General features: G+C 74.9%; 19 protein-coding genes. 14 read left to right on the forward strand and 5 right to left on the reverse strand.

Translation table 11 applies throughout. The features are described from left to right. Positions 1 to 61: 61 nt before the first annotated feature. Positions 62 to 1,270 (reverse strand): MFS transporter, encoded by a 1,209-nt coding sequence (locus Sya03_RS11300; protein WP_203938189.1) that lies wholly within the window; start codon positions 1,268 to 1,270, stop codon positions 62 to 64. Between the two features lie 39 nt (positions 1,271 to 1,309). Between Sya03_RS11300 and Sya03_RS11305 the strand changes: the two genes are divergently transcribed. Both Sya03_RS11305 and Sya03_RS11310 read left to right on the forward strand, forming a co-directional pair. Then, complete coding sequence (locus Sya03_RS11305) at positions 1,310 to 1,984, forward strand: class I SAM-dependent methyltransferase (protein WP_203938190.1); 675 nt, start codon at positions 1,310 to 1,312, stop codon at positions 1,982 to 1,984. A gap of 62 nt (positions 1,985 to 2,046) precedes the next feature. Beyond that, positions 2,047 to 3,072, forward strand: a complete 1,026-nt coding sequence (locus Sya03_RS11310) for a LacI family DNA-binding transcriptional regulator (protein WP_239107345.1) — start codon at positions 2,047 to 2,049, stop codon at positions 3,070 to 3,072. A gap of 1 nt (position 3,073) precedes the next feature. Here Sya03_RS11310 and Sya03_RS11315 read toward each other — a convergent pair whose 3' ends face one another. Next, on the reverse strand, positions 3,074 to 3,634 hold the full coding sequence (locus Sya03_RS11315) for a TIGR03086 family metal-binding protein (protein WP_203938192.1): 561 nt from the start codon (positions 3,632 to 3,634) through the stop codon (positions 3,074 to 3,076). Between the two features lie 64 nt (positions 3,635 to 3,698). Between Sya03_RS11315 and Sya03_RS11320 the strand changes: the two genes are divergently transcribed. Next, on the forward strand, positions 3,699 to 4,454 hold the full coding sequence (locus Sya03_RS11320) for a helix-turn-helix domain-containing protein (protein ID WP_239107347.1): 756 nt from the start codon (positions 3,699 to 3,701) through the stop codon (positions 4,452 to 4,454). Positions 4,455 to 4,479: 25 nt separating this feature from the next. After that, entirely contained in the window at positions 4,480 to 4,992 is a 513-nt protein-coding gene (gene smpB, locus Sya03_RS11325; RefSeq protein ID WP_239107349.1) for an SsrA-binding protein SmpB, read from the forward strand. A gap of 25 nt (positions 4,993 to 5,017) precedes the next feature. On the opposite strand, the gene Sya03_RS11330 is transcribed toward smpB, so the two are convergent. After that, the gene (locus tag Sya03_RS11330; protein ID WP_203938194.1) at positions 5,018 to 6,595 is read right to left on the reverse strand and encodes a DHA2 family efflux MFS transporter permease subunit; all 1,578 of its coding nucleotides are present in this window, start codon (positions 6,593 to 6,595) and stop codon (positions 5,018 to 5,020) included. 323 nt (positions 6,596 to 6,918) lie between these two features. On the opposite strand from Sya03_RS11330, the gene Sya03_RS11335 reads away from it, so the two are divergent. Continuing rightward, positions 6,919 to 8,139 (forward strand): glycoside hydrolase family 26 protein, encoded by a 1,221-nt coding sequence (locus Sya03_RS11335; RefSeq protein WP_203938195.1) that lies wholly within the window; start codon positions 6,919 to 6,921, stop codon positions 8,137 to 8,139. A 9-nt stretch (positions 8,140 to 8,148) separates the two neighbouring features. After that, complete coding sequence (locus Sya03_RS11340; RefSeq protein WP_203938196.1) at positions 8,149 to 8,769, forward strand: L-threonylcarbamoyladenylate synthase; 621 nt, start codon at positions 8,149 to 8,151, stop codon at positions 8,767 to 8,769. Positions 8,770 to 8,773: 4 nt separating this feature from the next. Here the strand turns inward: Sya03_RS11340 and Sya03_RS11345 are convergent, their stop codons facing one another. Then, positions 8,774 to 9,265 carry a hypothetical protein gene (locus Sya03_RS11345; protein ID WP_203938197.1) on the reverse strand — a complete coding sequence of 164 codons (492 nt, stop codon included), beginning with the start codon at positions 9,263 to 9,265 and terminating at the stop codon, positions 8,774 to 8,776. A 37-nt stretch (positions 9,266 to 9,302) separates the two neighbouring features. Between Sya03_RS11345 and ligD the strand changes: the two genes are divergently transcribed. The 5 genes from ligD to Sya03_RS11370 all read left to right on the forward strand — a co-directional run bounded on the left by ligD (position 9,303) and on the right by Sya03_RS11370 (position 14,321). Further along, on the forward strand, positions 9,303 to 10,256 hold the full coding sequence (ligD, locus tag Sya03_RS11350) for a non-homologous end-joining DNA ligase (RefSeq protein WP_203938198.1): 954 nt from the start codon (positions 9,303 to 9,305) through the stop codon (positions 10,254 to 10,256). A gap of 107 nt (positions 10,257 to 10,363) precedes the next feature. Further along, positions 10,364 to 10,945, forward strand: a complete 582-nt coding sequence (locus tag Sya03_RS11355; protein WP_203938199.1) for a P-loop nucleotide/nucleoside kinase family protein — start codon at positions 10,364 to 10,366, stop codon at positions 10,943 to 10,945. A 76-nt stretch (positions 10,946 to 11,021) separates the two neighbouring features. Then, positions 11,022 to 12,017 carry a LacI family DNA-binding transcriptional regulator gene (locus tag Sya03_RS11360; RefSeq protein ID WP_203938200.1) on the forward strand — a complete coding sequence of 332 codons (996 nt, stop codon included), beginning with the start codon at positions 11,022 to 11,024 and terminating at the stop codon, positions 12,015 to 12,017. Then, a complete protein-coding gene (locus tag Sya03_RS11365) occupies positions 12,014 to 13,390 on the forward strand; it encodes an FGGY family carbohydrate kinase (RefSeq protein ID WP_203938201.1) in 1,377 nt (458 codons plus the stop codon). Before Sya03_RS11360 ends, Sya03_RS11365 begins: the two co-directional genes overlap by 4 nt. A gap of 10 nt (positions 13,391 to 13,400) precedes the next feature. Continuing rightward, positions 13,401 to 14,321, forward strand: coding sequence for a hypothetical protein (locus Sya03_RS11370; protein WP_203938202.1), 921 nt, complete (start codon positions 13,401 to 13,403; stop codon positions 14,319 to 14,321). Between the two features lie 56 nt (positions 14,322 to 14,377). On the opposite strand, the gene Sya03_RS11375 is transcribed toward Sya03_RS11370, so the two are convergent. Further along, on the reverse strand, positions 14,378 to 15,376 hold the full coding sequence (locus tag Sya03_RS11375) for a LacI family DNA-binding transcriptional regulator (protein ID WP_239107397.1): 999 nt from the start codon (positions 15,374 to 15,376) through the stop codon (positions 14,378 to 14,380). Between the two features lie 232 nt (positions 15,377 to 15,608). Between Sya03_RS11375 and Sya03_RS11380 the strand changes: the two genes are divergently transcribed. From Sya03_RS11380 to Sya03_RS11390, 3 genes are all read left to right on the forward strand, one after another. Beyond that, a complete protein-coding gene (locus Sya03_RS11380) occupies positions 15,609 to 16,634 on the forward strand; it encodes a zinc-dependent alcohol dehydrogenase family protein (RefSeq protein ID WP_203938204.1) in 1,026 nt (341 codons plus the stop codon). A 193-nt stretch (positions 16,635 to 16,827) separates the two neighbouring features. After that, positions 16,828 to 17,607, forward strand: a complete 780-nt coding sequence (locus tag Sya03_RS11385; RefSeq protein ID WP_203938205.1) for an ATP-binding cassette domain-containing protein — start codon at positions 16,828 to 16,830, stop codon at positions 17,605 to 17,607. Continuing rightward, on the forward strand, positions 17,604 to 18,686 hold the full coding sequence (locus Sya03_RS11390; protein ID WP_203938206.1) for an ABC transporter permease: 1,083 nt from the start codon (positions 17,604 to 17,606) through the stop codon (positions 18,684 to 18,686). Before Sya03_RS11385 ends, Sya03_RS11390 begins: the two co-directional genes overlap by 4 nt. Positions 18,687 to 18,697: the final 11 nt, after the last annotated feature.

Raw genomic sequence — 18,697 nt, forward strand, 5'->3', positions numbered from 1 at the left:
GACCGATCGGCCAGGTTCTGACCGATCGGTCAAGATGTGACGCGGGTAACGACGGGGCGGGTCAGGCCACCGGGACGGGGCGGCGCTCCAGCCCGAAGCTCACCGCGGCGAGGCCGAGCCCCGCCGCCGCCAGGACGAGCCCCGCCCAGGCGGGCGACAGGTAGCCGTGCCCGCGGGCGATGACCACCCCGCCGAGCGCCGCGCCGAGGCTGTTGGCGATGTTCATGGCGGACTGGTTCACGGCGGCGCCCATCAGCTGCGCGCCCGGCGCGACGGCGATCAGCCGCGCCTGCAGGGCCGGGCCGAGGAACAGGCTGGCCGCCCCGACCAGGAAGGCGCCCGCGAACAGGCCGGCTGGCAGGTGGGCGACCAGCGCGAACGCCAGGATCGAGGCGAGCACGGCGGCGAACCCGCCCAGCATCGAGCGGCGCAGGTCGCGGTCGGCGGCCCAGCCGCCCAGGGCGTTGCCGGCGGTCATGCCGAGCCCGACGGCGCCCAGCACCCACGGCACCGCGGCCGGCCCCAGGCCCGCCACGTCGGTGGTGACCGGCGCGATGTAGCTGGTGACGGCGAAGAACCCGGCGAAGCCGATCGCGGCGACGCCCGCCACGAGCCACACCTGCCCGGAGCGGAACGCGCGCAGCTCCGCCCGCGGCGACGCCCCGGCGGCCACCGGGATCTCCGGCACCGTGCGCACCGACGCGGCCAGCGTGAGGGCGAACATGACCGTGATCGCCGCGTACGCCACCCGCCACCCGGCGTGCTGGCCCAGCAGGGTGACCAGCGGGACGCCCACCACGTTGGCCGCGGTGAGCCCGCTGAGCACCAGCGCGAAGCCGCGCGCCTGGCTGCCCGGGCCGAGGATCGTGGCGGCGACCATGCCGGCCGCGCCGAAGTAGGCGCCGTGCGGCAGCCCGGCGAGGAAGCGGGCCGCCAGCGCCAGCTCGAACGTGGGCGCGGCGGCGGACGCGGCGGTGCCGGCGACGAACAGGCCGAGCAGCCCGAGCACCAGCAGCCGCCGCGGCACCCGCGCGGTCAGCGCCGCAATGGTGGGCGCACCGGCGACGACCCCGAGGGCGTACGCGGTGATCGTCCACCCGGCGTGGGCGACGGCGTCAGGGGCCGAGCGGGCGTGCTCGGCGGGCAGCAGCCCCCGCGCGATCTCGGGCAGCAGCCCCATCGCGACGAACTCGGTGAGGCCGACGGCGAACCCGCCGAGCGCCAGGGCGGCGAGCGCGGCGCGCCGGCGGCCGGGGGTCAGCTCCTGCACGCCGCGACTATAGGACGGCGGCCACGCTACGGTCGGCGGATGCCCGCCGAGCGTGATCATGCCGACCCCGCGGGGACCGACGGGGTGCGCGCCGCCTACGACGCCGTCGCGCGCGGGTACGCCGACGCGATCGGCGGCGAGCTGGCCGGCAAGCCGCTCGACCGGGCGCTGCTGGCCGCCGTGGCGGAGCTGGCCGCCGGGGGCCGGCTCGCCGACGTGGGGTGCGGGCCGGGCCACGTGACCGCGTTCCTGGCCGGGCGTCACCCCGACGTGCTGGGCATCGACCTGTCCCCCGCGATGGTGGCCGTGGCCCGCGAGCGGCACCCCGGCCCGGCGTACGAGGCGGGCTCGATGCTGGCCGACCGGGCGGGCGCGCGGTGGGCGGGCGCGGTGGCCATGTACTCGGTGATCCACCTGTCCGACGCCGACCGGCGGCTGGCGTTCCGGCGGCTGCGGGCGGCGCTGCGGCCCGGCGGGTGGCTGCTGGTGGCGTTCCACGTCGACGAGGACGGTACCCCGGCGGGCGGGCGGCGCCGGGTCACCGACTGGTTCGGCGCGGCCGTCGACCTGGAGTTCCGGTTCCTGGACCCGGCGGCGGTGGCGGCCGAGCTGGCGGCGGCGGGCCTCACCGTGGAGTCGGTCACCACCCGCCGCCCGGCCGGCGGTGAGCACCCCAGCAACCGGGCGTACGTGCTGGCGCGGCGGGCCGGCTGAGCACTGGCGGGGCGCACGGCGCCCGTGCCACCATGCGCACGGGTTCACCGAAGGGAGCCGCCGTGACCGGAGCAGCACATCGGCCGGTGCCGGTGCGGCGGCCGACGATCGATCAGGTCGCGCGGCACGCGGGCGTCGGGCGGGGCACCGTCTCGCGGGTCATCAACGGCTCGGCGCACGTCAGCGACGAGGCGCGGGCCGCGGTGCACGCGGCGGTGGCCGAGCTGGGCTACGTGCCGAACCGGGCCGCCCGCGCGCTGGTCACCGACCGCACCGACTCGATCGCGATCGTGGTGTCCGAGACCGGCGAGCGGTTCTTCGCCGAGCCGTTCTTCGGCCTCATCGTGCGGGCGATCGGCGCGGCCCTCAACGACGCCGAGCAGCAGCTGATCCTCATCACCGCGGGCTCGCCGGCCGAGCGGGCCCGGCTGGAGCACTACCTGACCCGCCAGCACGTCGACGGCGCGGTGCTGCTGTCGCTGCACGGCGACGACCCGCTGCCCGGGCAGCTGGAGGAGCGCGGCATCGCCACGGTGCGGGTGGGGCGGCCGCCGGCCGGCGCTGGCGGCGGCTACTGGGTCGACGCCGACAACGAGGGCGGCTCGCGGCAGGCGGTGGCGCACCTGGCGGCGCGGGCCCGGCACCGGATCGGCGCTATCGCCGGGCCGCAGGACATGGTCGTCGGGCAGGCCCGGCTGGCCGGTTTCCGCGCGGTGGCGGGCGACGCCGCGCCCGTCGAGTACGGCGACTTCAGCGACCCGAGCGGCGCGGCGGCGATGACCCGGCTGCTGGAGCGCGAGCCGGGCCTCGACGGCGTGGTCGCCGCGTCCGACGCGATGGCGGCGGGCGCGCTGCGGGTGCTGCGCGCGGCGGGCCGGCGGGTGCCGGAGGACGTCGCGGTGGTGGGCTTCGACGACTCGGTCATCGCCGCCCAGACCGACCCGCCGCTGACGAGCGTCCACCAGCCCGTCGACCGGATGGGCCGCGAGCTGGTGGCGCTGCTGCTGTCCCGGCTGCGCGGCGGCGAGGACCCGGGCCGCCGGGAGATCGTGCTGGGCACCGAGCTGGTGGTGCGCCGGTCCAGCTGACTCAGGCGGGCCGCGGCGTCCACGCCGGGTCGCGGCCGCTCAGCCCGAGCGCCCGGTCGAGCGCGCCCGCGTCCGCCGGCACGGGCACCGGCGCGGCGAACAGGCCCATCCCCCGGCCCTGGTCGGCGAAGTCGCCGAGGAACGCGACGGCGGCCTCGGCGGCCGCGGGCGGGCAGGCGACGTCCTGGCCGGTGGCGCGGGCCAGGTCCCAGCCGTGCAGCACCAGGTCGGCGGACAGCATCGCGGCGACCACCCCGGCGGGCATGGTGGCCGGCCCCATGACGATCGCGGCGGCGGCCGGCCGCTCCCACGCGGCGACCGCCTGGGCGGCGATCGCGGCGGCGTCGGCGCCGGCCAGATCGCGCTCCCACAGCTCCGGCGGGACCGTGCCGTCGCGGGCCGCCAGGTGCAGCGCCGTGAGCACCTGGCGCAGGTGGTTCGCCACCGTCGCCACGTCCCAGCCCGCGCACGGCGTCGGCGCGCCCAGCCGCTCCGGGCGCACCCCGGCGAGCGGGGGCACGGCCACCGCGGTCGCGTCCGCGACCAGCTTGTTCGTCTCCATGCGGCCACGCTAGGCGGCGGCCGCGCGGGCGGTCTTGAACAAAGGCGACGGGTACGCTCGCCGGGTGCCCGGCATCCTGCACGCCCGCGCCGCCGAGGCGAGCTTCCGCTACCGCGAGGTGCCGCCGGCGCCCGCGCTGGCGCCGTTCGTGGCCCACCACTGGATCATCACGTGGGACCTGCGCGGCCGCGAGCCGCACACCCAGCACGTGCTGCCGTACCCGTCGGTGAACGTCACGTTCACGGCCGGCCGGTGCCGGGTGGCGGGGGTGCCGCGCGGCCGGTTCGCCGAGACGCTCAGCGGCGCCGGGCGGGTGGTCGGGGTGCGGTTCCGGCCGGGCGGCTTCCGGCCCGTGCTGGGCGCGCCGGTCGCCGGCATCACCGACCGGTTCGTGCCGGTCGAGGACGTGTTCGGCGCCGGCCTGGCGGACGCGGTGCTCGGTGCGGACGACGCCGGCGCGGTGACCGCGCTGGAGGCGGCGCTGGGCGAGCGGCTCGCCGGGGCCGCGCCGAGCCCGGCCACGGCCGTCGCGGAGCAGGTCGCCGCCGACCCGGCGGTCACCCGCGCCGACGCGCTCGCCGCCGCGCACGGCCTGAGCCTGCGCGCCCTGCAGCGGCTGTTCCACGACCACGTCGGCGTCGGCCCCAAGTGGGTGATCCGGCGTTACCGCCTGCACGAGGCGGCGGCCGCCGCGGCCGGCGGCGGGCTCGACCTGCCCGCGCTGGCGGCCGCCCTCGGTTACGCCGACCAGGCGCACCTGACCCGCGACTTCACCGCGATCGTGGGGGTGCCGCCGGCCCGATATGCGCGTGAACAGTGAGCCGGACGCCCGTACCCTTCACCGCGTGAAGCAGACGGACCCGGACCGCACCCTGGTCGCCTCCAACAAGAAGGCCCGCCACGACTACGACATCCTCAAGACGTACGAGGCGGGCCTGGTGCTGGCGGGCACCGAGGTGAAGTCGCTGCGGGCGGGCTACTGCTCGCTGGTGGACGCGTTCGCCCAGGAGCGCGAGGGCGAGCTGGTGCTCTACAACCTGCACATCGCCGAGTACGGCTTCGGCTCGTGGACCAACCACGCGCCGCGGCGCACCCGCAAGCTGCTGCTGCACCGCATCGAGATCGAGCGCATCCTCGCCAGGCTGCGCGACGCGGGCGGCGGGTTCACGCTGGTGCCGCTGTCGCTGTACTTCCGGGGCGGCTGGGCGAAGGTGGAGCTGGGGCTGGCGAAGGGCCGCAAGGCGTACGACAAGCGGCAGGTGCTGGCCAAGCGCGACGCCGACCGCGAGATCCAGCGCGCGCTGGGCCGGCACCTCAAGGGCCGCACGGCGGCCCGGGGCCGGGGCGGGCGCGGCTGAGCCGCACCGCGCCCCGGCCGGGGCGTCAGTGCATCACGACGGGCGTGGGCGGCGCGTCGGCCTCGGCGGCCAGCGGCCGTTCCATCTTCCTGCGGGGCAGGAACGCGACCGGGATGAACGTGGCCAGCACCAGCGCGAACGCCACCCAGAAGGTGTAGCCGAACGCGTCGGCGACGAACTCCAGCGCCCGGTCGATGAGCCCGGGCGGGGCGGTCTGCGCCAGCGCCGGGTCCTGCTGGGAGCCGATGGCCAGCTCCGCCTCGGTGAGCGGCTCCCCGGTCTGCGGGTTGACCGCGCCGGGGATCTCCGGCGAGCCGTTGAGCCGGCTGGTCAGGATGACCGACATGAGCGCGGCGCCGATGGAGCCGCCGATCTGCTGCAGGATGTTGACCAGCGTGGAGCCGCGGGCCACCTCCGGCCCGGACAGGGTGCGCAGCGCCGAGGTCATGATCGGCATCATCGTGCCGCCCATCCCGAGGCCCATCACGAACAGCGAGCCGAGCAGCAGCGTCTTGTCGGTGTCCGCGTCGAGCTGGGTGAACGTGAAGAACCCGGCCGCGATGAGCGCCAGCGCGAACGGCACGGTGCGGCCGATCGGGACGCGGTCGGCGAGGGTGCCCGCGATCGGCATGGTCAGCATGGCGCCGATGCCCTGCGGCGCCATCAGCAGGCCGGCCATGAGCGTGGTCTCGCCGCGCACCTGCAGCCAGTAGCTGGGGAACAGCAGGCCCGCGCCCATGAACGCGACGATGAAGACGAACAGCGACAGCGACGCGACCGTCAGGTTCCGGTTGCGGAACAGCCGCAGGTCGAGCAGCGGGTGCCGGGGCTTGAACGAGTACCACACGAACGCGATGACCAGGGCGGCGCCGACGAGCATCGTCGTCCACGTCTTGGTGGCGGTGATCGTGCCGGTCTCGGGCAGCGACGACACGCCGTACAGGAACAGCGCCAGGCCCGGCGAGAGCATGAGCGCGCCGACGACGTCGAACGACTCGGACGGCTCGGGGTTGTCCTTGGGCAGCACGAGCTGCGCGTAGATCAGCGCGACGAGGCCGATCGGCAGGTTGATCAGGAAGATCCACTTCCAGCTGGCGACGTCGATCAGCCAGCCGCCGAGGATCGGGCCGCCGATCGGGCCGAGCAGCATCGGCACGCCGAGGATGGCCATCAGCCGGCCGATGCGGTGCGGGCCCGCGGCCCGGGTCATGATCGTCATGCCGAGCGGCATGAGCATGCCGCCGCCGAGGCCCTGCAGGACCCGGTACGCGATGAGCTGCTCGATGGAGTCGGCCGTGGCGCACAGCCCCGAGCCGAGGGTGAACAGCAGCAGCGCCGCCATGTAGAGGCGCTTGGTGCCGAACCGGTCGGCGGCCCAGCCGGTGGCCGGGATGACCGTGGCGAGCGACAGCGTGTACGCCGTCATCGTCCACGCCACCTCGGCGTAGGAGGCGCCGAAGTCCTGCTGGAAGGTCGGCAGCGCGACGCTGACGACGGTGACGTCGAGGATCGACATGATCGCGCCGAGCACAACCACGCCGGCGATCTTGAGAACTGCCCCGTCAATTTTGTCCGCCGACGAGATGGCGTGTTGCTGGGACACCGTGACTCCCCCTGGGCGGCCGCGCACGGCCGATGTTTCCCGGACCCGTGGACCTGACGCGCCACGGTAGCAAGATGCGCAGGTCAGGGGCGGTCAATTATCGTCACACGCCCGGGTCGCCCGGCCGGTGTCAGCGCCGCCCGCAGCCGCTCGGCGAGCACCGCGTGAGCGGCCCTGGCCTGCGGGAACGCGAACCGGACCAGCGGCGCGGGCGCCGTCGGCGTGATCTCGGCCGCAAGGCGGGAGCCCCCGCCCGCGGTGGTGATCCGCGTCTCGTTGCGCACGGTCGTCGCGGGTCACCGGCGGGTGCATGATGGTCGCCGATGACATCACCGCACCCGCGCCGGCGCGCGGCGTACCCGGCCGTCGCCCCGGCCGTCGCCCTGGCCGTCGCCGCGGCCGTGGCGACCGCCGCGGCGCTGTGGGCGGCCCCCGGCGCCGACTCCCCCGCCCCGCCCGCGGCGGCGCCGCCCGCCTCGGTCCCGGCGGCGCCCCCGGCGGCGCCGTCCGCCGCCGGGCCGCCGGCCGCCGTGATCGGGTCGGCCGCCGCCGTCGCGCCGGCGTCGCGGGCGCCCGGCACACCGGCCGCGCTCAGCCCGCGGGCCTCGGTGATGCTGGCGCGGGCCCGGCCGGCGGGCCGCTGGCCCGGTGACAGCGGGCTGTCCGGCGCCAACGGCGACCCCGTCAACGACCGGGCGGCCGTCGAGCGGTTCTGCGCCGCCCGCGGCCGGTCGTGCGGCGTCGCACAGACCTACACCGACCGGACCAGCTGGGAGTCGATGACCCGGGGCACCGGCTGGACGTTCGCCGACTACGCCGGGTTCCCCGGGGTGCTGGTGGTGTCGCAGGGGCTGGTGCCGGAGGGCCGCGCCGCCGACCTGCCCGGCTGCGCCCGGGGCGACTTCGACGCCCACTGGCGCGACTTCGGCGCCCTGATGGTGCGGCACGGCCGCGGCGACTCGATCGTGCGGCTCGGGTGGGAGTTCAACGGCACCTTCATGCCGTGGCACGCCACCGACACGGCGACCTGGATCGCCTGCTTCCGGCGGGCCGCCGACGGCATCCGGGCCGGCAACCCGGCCGCGCTCATCGACTGGACGATCAACGCCCACGGCACCCCGGCCGGGGTGTGCGGCGGGCGCAGCACCAACTGCTACCCCGGCGACGCGTACGTCGACATCGTCGGCATCGACAACTACGACCACTGGCCGGCGTCGCGCACCCGCGCCCAGTTCGACGCCACCGCGAACCGCCCCGAGGGCCTGACCTGGCTGCTGGCCTTCGCGCGGCGGCACGGCAAGCTGTTCGCGGTCGGCGAGTGGGGCGTGGTGCCCACCGGCGACGCCGGGCGGGAGAACCCGGGCTACGTCCGGTGGATGCACGCGTGGTTCGCCCGGCACGCCCCGCACCTGGCGTACGAGGCGTACTTCTCCAACTGCGAGGCGGGCGGGGTGCAGTCCAGCCTGTTCCGGGCGGGCGACGCCGGCTGCCGGGCCAACCCCGGTTCGGCGCGCGCCTACGCCGCGCTCTGGGGCAGGCCCTAGGCTCCCCGCATGGCCAAGTACTTCGACGTGCACCCGGACAACCCGCAGCCGCGGGCCGTCGGCCAGATCGTGCGGCTCCTGCGCGACGACGGGCTGATCGCGTACCCGACCGACACCTCGTTCGCGCTGGGCTGCCGGATCGGCAACAAGGACGGGCTGGACCGGATCCGGGAGATCCGCCAGCTCGGCGACAAGCACCACTTCTCGCTGGTCTGCCGGGACTTCGCGCAGCTCGGTCAGCTGGTGCAGATCAACAACGCGGTGTTCCGGGCGGTGAAGGCGGCCACGCCGGGGCCGTACACGTTCATCCTGCCCGGCACCCGCGAGGTGCCGCGGCGGCTGCTGCACCCGCGCAAGAAGACGGTCGGCGTGCGCATCCCCGCCGCGGCCGTCGTGCAGGCCATCCTCGCCGAGCTGGGCGAGCCGATGCTGTCGAGCACGCTGCAGCTGCCCGGCGACGCCGAGCCGATGACCCAGGGCTGGGAGATCAAGGAGCGGCTCGACCACGCCGTCGACGCGGTGGTGGACGCGGGCGAGTGCGGCACGGTGGGCACCACGATCGTCGACCTGTCCGACAGCGAGCCGGTGGTGCTGCGCGCGGGCCTGGGCGACCCCGGCCGGTTCGCGTAGCGTCCTAGAACAGCTCGACCTCGTCGCCCGCGGCCCCGCCGGAGTGTGCGGGCGGCGGCCGGTCCGGGGCGAGCGTGTGCCGGCCCGCGCGCCGGGCCACCTCCAGCGTCACCATCCGCACCGGCTCCGGCGGCGCGGTGAAGCGGCCGGGCCCCCAGCGCACCCAGATCGCCACCCTGCCCGCCCCGGCCTCCGCGAGCAGCTTGTCGACCGTGCGGGCGCGGTGGGTGTGGTCCACCTCGACCGCGACGGGCCGGCCGCCGGGCCGGGCGAACGCCACGTCGAGCACCGAGTGCTGCCGCTGCAACGGTGGCGGCAGCGGCACCACGCTGGGCGCCCGCCGGTAGACGCGCCAGCCGCGCGCCGCGCCCCAGCCGGCCACGGCGTCGATGATCGCGGCCGTGGCCTCGTCCGTCGTCAGGTCCGTGAAGGTCAGGCCGGCCAGTCGCTCGGCGAGCGACGCCGCCACCGCCGGGCCGTCGTCGGCCGGTTCCATGGTCCGCAGGGTACGCGGGCAGGCTAGGTTGTCAGTCATGGCGTCGCCCGCGACAGAACTCGAGGTCGGGGACTTCACCGTGCGCCTGAGCAACCCGGACCGGGTCTACTTCCCGGCGCACGGCTGGACGAAGCTCGACCTGGCGAACTACTACCTGTCGGTCGGCGACGGCATCGTCCGCGCCCTGCGCGAGCGGCCGTGCATGCTGCACCGCTTCCCCGAGGGGGTGGCAGGCGACAAGGTGCACCAGAAGCGGGTGCCGAACGGCGCCCCGCCGTGGCTCGGCACGGTGCGGGTGCACTTCCCGCGCTACAACCGGCACGCCGACGAGCTGTGCGTGACCCGGCTCGCCGAGGTGATCTGGGCCGTCCAGATGTCCACCGTGGAGTTCCACCCGTGGAACTCGCGCAGCGCCGACACCGAGAAGCCCGACGAGTGGCGCATCGACCTGGACCCCATGCCGGACTGCCCGTTCGACCGGGTGCGCCGGGTGGCCGGCGTCGTCCGCGAGGTGCTCGGCGAGCTGGGCATCACCGGCTTCCCGAAGACCTCCGGCGGCCGCGGCCTGCACGTCTACGTGCGGGTGCGGCCCGAGCACGGCTTCGCCGACGTGCGCCGGGCCGCGCTGGCGTTCGCCCGCGAGGTGGAGCGCCGCGCCCCGGACGACGTCACCACGACGTGGTGGCGCAAGGACCGGGACCCGGCGGCGGTGTTCGTCGACTACAACCAGAACGCCCGCGACCACACCATCGCCAGCGCGTACTCGGTGCGCGGCAACGCCGACGCCACGGTGTCCACGCCGGTCACGTGGGACGAGATCGACGCGGCCGACCCGCGCGACTTCACCATCGCCACCGTCCCGGCCCGGTTCGCCCGGCTGGGCGACCTGCACGCCGCCATCGACGACGTGCACCACCCGCTGACCACCCTGCTGGAGTGGGCCGACCGCGACGAGCGGGCCGGCGTGCCCGACCCGGAGCGCGCGGACTGACCCGTCCCGGGTGGACGCCGGCGCCGCCCGGCGGGACCGGCGGCAGCGGCTAGGCTCGGGCCGTGGGGCGCTGCGGCGCCGTCGCCCGGCCGCCGGGAGGTCGCCGAATGTCCACCGGACGAAACCTGCCCGTGGTGCTGCTGACGGGCGCGCCGGGCACCGGCAAGAGCACCCTCGGCCGGCTGCTGGCCGGCCGGCTCGGGGCGGCCCTGCTGGACCAGGACGTGGCGACGAAGCCGCTGGTCGAGGTCGTCCAGCGGCTGGTGGACGTCGACGACCTGGACGATCCCCGGCTCGGCGGTCTGACCCGGGCGGCCCGGTACGAGGTCCTGGCCGATCTGGCCGTCGACAACCTGTCCGCCGGCGTGCCGGTGGTGCTCGTCGCCCCGTACACCACCGAGCGCGCCGACCCGCGGGCCTGGACGGTCCTGCGGTCGCGCCTGGAGGTGGCCGGCGGCGTCCCCCTCCTCGTCTGGCTCCACCTGGAGCCCGGGGAGATCGTGCGCCGGCTGCGCGCGCGTGGCGCGGCCCGCGACCAGGCCAAGCTCGCCGACGGCGAGGGGTACGCCGGACGGCTGGCCGCGCTGGCGGCGGCGCCGTCGGTGCCGCACCTGCCGCTGTCGGCCGAGCTGCCCCCGGACGAGCTGGTGCGACGGGTCGTCGCAGCGTCGGCCACACCTGTGCCATAACGTTTGCCATCGATGGCAACGGTGCCGGACACTGGCTTTTGCCATCGATGGCACAGCAGGAGTGGAGGCGACGTCCATGAGCGGGCACATCATCCTTCGCGACGTCGCGCAGGCCGCCGGCGTCAGCATGCGGACGGCATCGCGCGTGCTCAACAACGACCCGCGCGTCGCGGACGCCACTCGGCGGCGGGTGCAGGACGTCATCCGTGACCTCGGCTTCGTCCCCGACTCGGCGGCACGGTCCCTGCGGGCCGGCACCGACGCGACGATCGGCCTGGTCGTGGAGTCGGTGGACGACCCCTTCTTCGCCACGCTCGTGGGCGCCGTCGAGCTGGCCGCCTCCGAGGCGGGCAGGTCCGTGCTGATCGCCTCCACGCACCGGGATCCCGCGCGGGAGCGCACCCTGGTCGAGCAGTTGATCCGCCGCCGGGTCGCCGGTCTGATCCTGGCGCCGACCGCCGGCGACCACTCGTGGCTCCAGCCGGTCGCGGCGGCGACGCCCGTGGTGCTGGTCGACAGGCCGGCGGACGGCGTGGACGCCGACCTCGTCGGGGTGGACGACCGGGCCGCGACCGCCCGCGCCGTCGGCCATCTGGCGTCCCACGGCCACCGGCGCATCGCCTACGTCGGCGACCACCCGCGGGTGCCGACATCGCTCGCGCGGCTAGCGGGCTACCGGGAGGCGATGGCGGCGCGGGGCCTCGACGTGCCCGGCGACCTCGTGCGCGCCGACTGCCCTGATCCACGCAGCGCGGCGGACGCCACCCGCAAGCTGCTGGCGGGCCAGGCCCCGACGGCGATCATCAGCGCCGCGACCCGCTGCTCGCTGGGCGTCGTGCCGGCGCTGCACGCCGAGCGGCGCACCGACGTGGCCCTGGTGAGCTTCGGCGACTTCGCCATGGCCGACGCCCTGCAGCCGGGCATCACCGTGCTCGATCACCCCGCCGGCACGGTCGGGCTGGCCGCCGTCGGCCGCCTGACGGCCCGCCTGGCGGATCCGGACCTGCCCGTGCTGACCACGCACGTCCCGGTCCGCCTGATTCAACGCGGTTCCGGGGAGCTGACGGCATGAGCCCGGCCGACGGCGTCGTGGGCATCGACCTCGGCACCACGTCCACCAAGGTGCTGCTGCGGGACGTCCACGGCCGCCGGCTGTCGTTCGTGGAGGGCCGCACCCCGTGGACGACGACGCCGGACGGCGGCACGGAGACGACGGCCGAGGCGCTGACCGGCTTCGTCGTCGGCCTGCTGCGCACGGCCCTGGCCCGGGCAGAGGCGACGTCGGGCGACGTCCGCGTCCTTGGCCTCGGGGTCGCCGGGCTGGCCGAGAGCGGCGTCCTGCTCGACGGCGCCGGCCGGGCCGGCACCCCCGTGATCGCCTGGTTCGACCGCCGCGGCGAGGAGCAGGTGGCCCGCGTGAGCCGTCGGCATCCCGGCTTCCCGCGCATCTTCGTCCGGCGCACCGGGCTGCCCTGGGACTGCCAGGCCAGCGTCGCCAAGCTGATGTGGTTCGCCGACCAGGGCCTGACGACGACCGCGCAGCACCGGTGGCTGAGCGTTCCCGAATACCTCGTGCGGTTCCTGGGCGGCGACACCGTCAGCGAACCGTCCCTGGCGTCCCGGACCGGCCTGCTCGACCAGGCCGGCGGCCGCCCCTGGCAGGAGGGCGCCGACACGCTCGGCCTGGCTGCCGGGCTGCTGGCCGAGCCGCGTCCGTCGGGTGTGTCCGCCGGCCGGCTGCGCTGCGGCGCCCTGCCCGCGAACGTGCAGGGCGCCGTGCTGACGGTCGCCGGGCACGACCATCCCGTCGCCGCGATCGGCGCCGGCGCCACGGGCGCCGACGAGCTGTTCAACTCCACCGGCACGGCGGACGTCATCGCCCGCTCGCTGCCGGGGCGGTTGACCGACGACCAGCGGGAGCGGCTCGTGGGGCACGGCATCTCGGTCGGCGCCCACATCCTGCCCGACACGACCCTGCTGCTGGGCGGCGTCCGCGGGGGTCTGCTGCTGCGCCGGGTCCTCGGCCTGCTCGGCGCCACGGACGGCCTTGCGCGCGACCGGCTGGACGCCGCGGCGCTCGACGTGGGACCGCTGCCGGCGGGCCTCGAGCTGTCGGGGGCAGGACCGACCGGCGACGACGTCGTCCTGCGGGTCCGCGACGACGCCGGCCCGCCCGTCGTCTGGGCGGCCGCCACCCGCTACACGGCGGCCGAGACCCGCAAGCTGCTGACCACCCTGCACGGCGTCGTCCGGCCGCATCGGCGGGCGGTCGCCAGCGGTGGATGGACCCGCATGGCCAGCGTGCGTCGCGCCAAGGCCGCCGCCATCGACCACCTCGAGTTCGCCGACATCGCCGAGCCCGGCGTCGCCGGCGCCGCACTCGTCGCGCTGCGGGCCGCCTCGGCGCCCGCGGGCGTCCCGCTCGCTCCCCCGAGCCCCGTTTAGAAGGAGTCCCATGCCCGCCACGACCAGCAACCCCGTCCGCACCCTCGCCGACATCGCCGGGCCCGACGGCGTCTTCTCGATCATCGCCATGGACCAGCGCAACACGCTGCGGCGCATGTTCACCGCCGTCGGCATCGAGGCGACCGACGACGACCTGCGCCAGTCCAAGGCCGACGTGGCCCGCGCCCTGACGCCGCTGGCGAGCGGCATCCTGTTCGACCCGACGTACGGCGTCCCGGCGATCACCGGCAACGACGCGCTGGCGCCGTCCTGCGGGCTGCTGGTGGCGTCGGAGCCGGCCGAGCGCGGGAAGTTCGGCAGCGAGCCCATCACCCACCGCGACCCCGAGCTCGACTCGCGGTGGGTGCTCGGCCAGGGTGGCGACGCGAACAAGTTCTTCGCCCAGTTGCGGGCCGACCGCCCGGCGCCGGCGGCGGGCGAGCCGGACCTCGTCGAGATGTGCCTGCGGGCGGTGCGGGACGTCGTCGCCGACTGCGCCGCGACGGGCATCCCGTCGGTCGTCGAGAACCTCGTCTACCCGCTGCCGGGCGAGGACCTCACGGGACGCCGGCGCGAGGACGCCATCATCGAGGCCGCGCGGGCCCTGAACGAGATCGACTGCGACCTGCTCAAGCTCGAGTACCCGGGCTCCCCCGAGGGCTGCCGGCGGCTCGCCGAGGTCCTCGACCGCCCGTGGGCCGTGCTGTCGGCCGGCGTGCCGTTCGACGACTTCACCAAGGTGCTGCGCGTCGCCTTCGACGAGGGCGGCGCCTCCGGCTTCATCGCGGGCCGGTCCGTCTGGCGCGAGTCGCTCCCGCTGACCGGCAAGGACCGGCAGGCCTTCCTCACCGACGTCGCCCGGCCGCGGCTGGAGCAGCTGGTGGCCGTGGCCGCCGGTAGCGCCCGTCCCTGGACCGACGTCCGCGCCTGAGATCCGCCGTGTCCGGCCCGGCCGGCGAGCCCCCGGGCCGGACGCGGCCCGGGGCCTCAGCCGCAGTCCGGCCCGGGGCGGCCCCGGCAGGAACCGCGGGAGATCAGCGGCACCGGCAGGACGATCCTGCGCTTCAGCCGGCGGTTCGGGTGGTCGAGGCGTTCGAAGAGCCGCGTGGCCGCCGTCCGGCCGACGGAGGCCGGGTCCTGGTCGATGACCGTGACCGGCGGCTGCAGCGCGGCGGCGAGCGGGAAGTCGCCGAAGCTGACGAGCCCGACGTCGGTGCGGCCCGCTGCCTGCAGCGCGGGGATGATCCCGATCGACGTGCGGGCGTTGGAGGAGAACAGTGCGGTCGGCGGCTCGGGAAGGCTGAGCAGGTCGACCAGCGCCTTGGCCGAGTCCTCGTCCGAGGCGGCCGTCAGGGCCACCAGCCCGGGGTCCGGGTCGATCCCCGCGTCGGCGAGTGCGGCACGGTAGCCCTCGAGGCGCCGGGCCGTCGTGGCGATGGCGAGCGTGTCGCCGACGAAGCCGACGCGGCGATGGCCGTGCCGGAGCAGGTGCGTGGTGGCGGCGTGCGCGCCGCCGAGGTCGTCCTCGACGACGCTGTCGGCCACGATCCTCGCCGGTGGACGGTCGATGAAGACGATGACGGTGCGGTCCTGGCACGGCCGCAGGTACGACTGGTCCGCCGCGACCGGCGCCATGATGAGCCCCGTCACCTGCCGGCCGAGGAGCGCGTGGACCGCCGCCTGTTCGTGCGCCGGATCGGTGCCGATGCTGGTCACCAGCACCGCGACGCCGCGGGCCCGGGCGACGCGCTCGACCTCGCCGGTGAGCGCCGCGAAGAACGGGTCCGAGATGCTGGGCACCGCGACGCCGATGACCGCGTCGCGCCCCGACCGGAAGGTCCGCGCGAGCACGTTGGGCACGTAGCCGAGTTCGGCGATCGCCCGCTCGACGCGCTGCCGGACGTCGGCCGACACGTATCGGTCATCGTGCATCACCCGCGAAACCGTCTTGGCGCTCACGCCGGCCCGCTCGGCCACCTGACGCATCGTGCTCACGTCGTCATCCTTCCAGGTCACGGCATGTCGGGGGGCTCGGTCCGCAGCGCGGCGCACGCCTGTCCACCGGTGACAGCATAATCAAGATTTTCTCTATGTCACCGGTGACAGACAACGGTGACATGCCATAGCCTCAGGTTTCCGGACTGTTGCCCGAGTACGCCCCGAAGGCCGCGACGAGCGCTCCTGCCGTGGTCGTCCACCGCGAGGAAAGTGAGCCGCCATGAAGGCCGTCGTCTACGACGCCCCCCGCAGCTACGCCGTCACGGACGTCCCCACGCCGGAGGCCGGCGCCGGCGAGGTGCGCATCAAGCTCGACCAGATCGGGATGTGCGGCACCGACCTGCACATCCACGAGGGCGACTTCAACGCGGTCTTCCCCCTCATCCCCGGACACGAGGCGGTCGGCGTCGTCGACCGCCTCGGCGCGGGCGTCACCCGGTTCCGGCTCGGCGAACAGGTCACGATCAACCCCAACGTGCACTGCGGCACCTGCGACTACTGCCGGGCCGGGCGGCTCATCCTGTGCGCGAACCTCAAGGGCTGCGGCAGCAACTTCCCGGGCTTCTTCGCCGAGTACGTGACCGTCCCGGAGAACCTCGTGTTCTCCGTCGACGGCCTGCCGAAGGACACCGCCGTCTTCGCCGAGCCGGCGGCCTGCGCGATGCACGGGCTGGAGACGCTGCAGGTGCGGCCCGGCGCGAGCGCCCTCGTGTTCGGCGCCGGGCCGACCGGCCTGCTGCTCGCCCAGCTGATCGCGAGCGGCGGCGCCTCGTCGGTCACGGTGGCCGCCCCCAGCCGGTTCAAGCTGGACACCGCGTCGAGCCTGCGGATCGACCGCACCGTCCAGATCGACCGCGCCGACCGCGCGGGCAACATCGCCAGGGTCCGGGACGCGTCGCCCTCCGGCGACGGCTACGACGTCGTGGTCGAGGCGACCGGGTCGACGGCGGTGGCGGACATCTGCGTCCCGGTCACCCGCAACGGCGGCACAGTCATGATCTACGGCGTCACCCGGGCGGACGAGGTCGTCACGTTCCACCCGTTCGACGTCTTCCGCCGCGAGATCACCATCAAGGGCTCCTTCGCGGAGATCACCTCGTTCGGCGCGGCCATCGCCTCGCTGCGCACCGGCCGGGCCAGGACGGACGGCATCATCACCCACCGCTTCGCGCTCGACGACTACGGCAAGGCCCTCGACGCGCTCGCCACGGATCCGTCCGTGCACAAGGTCGTCCTCGTTCCCTGACCCGCACCCGCCCGGGCGGGATTCGCGCCATCACGCAGCACGCGTCCGCCGGCACGCGCACCGGTGTGGCCGGTGGGATGGTGCTGACAGGGCCCACCGCCGACCGGGCGACCGGGCGACACCGCCCCGTCGCCGCACCGCCGCTCCCCTCCCCCTCCCCCTCCCTCCCCCATCCCCGAAGAGGTGACCCCTCATGCCCCCACTCCTCGAAGCCCGAGGACTGTCCCGCAGCTTCGGCCATGTCCGGGCGCTCGACAACGCGTCCTTCGACGTCGACGCCGGCGAGGTCGTCGCCCTCATCGGCGACAACGGCGCCGGGAAGTCCACCATGGTCAAGGCCCTCACCGGCAACCTGCCCGTCGACTCCGGAGAGCTGTTCTTCGAGGGCGAGCGCGTCACCATCACCAGCCCCCACCAGGCGTCGGACATGGGCATGGAGGTCGTCTACCAGGACCTCGCCCTCGCGCCGCACCTCAACCCCGTGCAGAACATGTTCCTCGGCCGCGAGATCCCCCGCCGGGGCCTGCTGGGACGCCTCGGCTTCATGGACGACAAGACCATGCGCACCCGGGCCCAGGCCGGCTTCCGGGAACTCGGCGGCACGGTGCGGTCCTTCACCGCGCAGGTCGGCGCGATGTCCGGCGGTCAGCGCCAGCAGATCGCCATCGTGCGGGCCATCACCTGGGCCAACAAGATCGTCTTCCTCGACGAGCCCACCGCCGCCCTCGGCGTGGTCCAGACGAAGAACGTCCTGGACACCATCAAGCGCGTACGGGACAAGGGCATCGCCGTCGTCCTCATCTCGCACTCCATGCCCGCCGTCCTGGAGGTCGCCGACCGCGTGCAGGTCATGCGGCTCGGCACCCGGGTGGCGACCATGCCCGCCGAGGGGACCACGGTCGAGCAGCTCGTCGGCGCGATGACCGGCGCCCTCGACTACAGCACGATCGACAGCAAAGAAGGCGCGGCATGAGCGTCATCACCCCACCCGGACAGGCGCCCGACCAGCAGGTGGTCGCCGACGCACCCCCCTCCGACTCCTACCTCAAGCGCCTGGGCAACCTGCAGTCGGTGTGGATCCTGGGCGTCCTGCTGCTCATCATCCTCGCGTTCTCCCTCGCCGCCGGCGACAAGTTCCTCTCCACCAGCAACTTCTCGCTGATCTCGCAGAACATCGCCGTGTGGGCCGTCCTCGGGGTCGGGATGACGTTCGTCATCATCACCTCCGGCATCGACCTGTCCATCGGCTCCGTCCTCGTCTTCTCGTCCGTCGTCGCGGCCAAGGTGATGGCGGCCTCCGGCGGCGACAGCTGGGGCGTCGCCGGGCTCGGCATCCTGGCCGCCATCGCGTCCGGCGTCGCGTGGGGGGTGCTCAACGGGTTCCTGGTCGCCAAGGCCAAGATCCCGGCCCTGATCGTGACCCTCGGCTCGCTGTCGATCGCCCTCGGCCTGGCGCAGGTGCTCACCGGGGGCATCGACATCCGCTCGGTGCCGGAGGCCCTGACCGACTTCAACACCTACGTCAGGATCCTCGGCGTCCCGGCGCTGCCGTTCGTCGCCCTCGTCGTCGTCGTCATCGGCGGGATCGTCCTGCACAAGACGAAGTTCGGCCGGTACACCTACGCCATCGGCTCCAACGAGCTGGGCGCCCGCCGCGTCGGCATCAACGTCGACCGCCACCTGATCATGGTCTACGCCCTCTCGGGCGCGATGGCGGGACTGGGCGCCGTCCTGGCGCTGGCGCAGTTCGGCACCACCACGATCGCCGGGCAGTCGCTGACCAACCTCAACGTCATCGCCGCCGTCGTCATCGGCGGCACGTCGATCTTCGGCGGCCAGGGCTCGATCTTCGGCACCGTCGTCGGCCTGTTCATCCCCGCGGTGCTGCAGGCCGGCTTCGTCATCATCGGCGTCGAGGCCTTCTGGCAGGGCGTCGCCGTGGGAACCGTCCTGGTCGCCGCCGTCTACGTCGACCAGTCGCGCCGCGCCGCCGCGTTGCGCGGCGCCAGTGCACCCAACCCGCTGCTCGCCATGTTCAGGACCAGGAAGTGAAGGACACCGCC

Source organism: Spirilliplanes yamanashiensis, from assembly GCF_016863475.1.
Classification (GTDB): domain Bacteria; phylum Actinomycetota; class Actinomycetes; order Mycobacteriales; family Micromonosporaceae; genus Spirilliplanes; species Spirilliplanes yamanashiensis.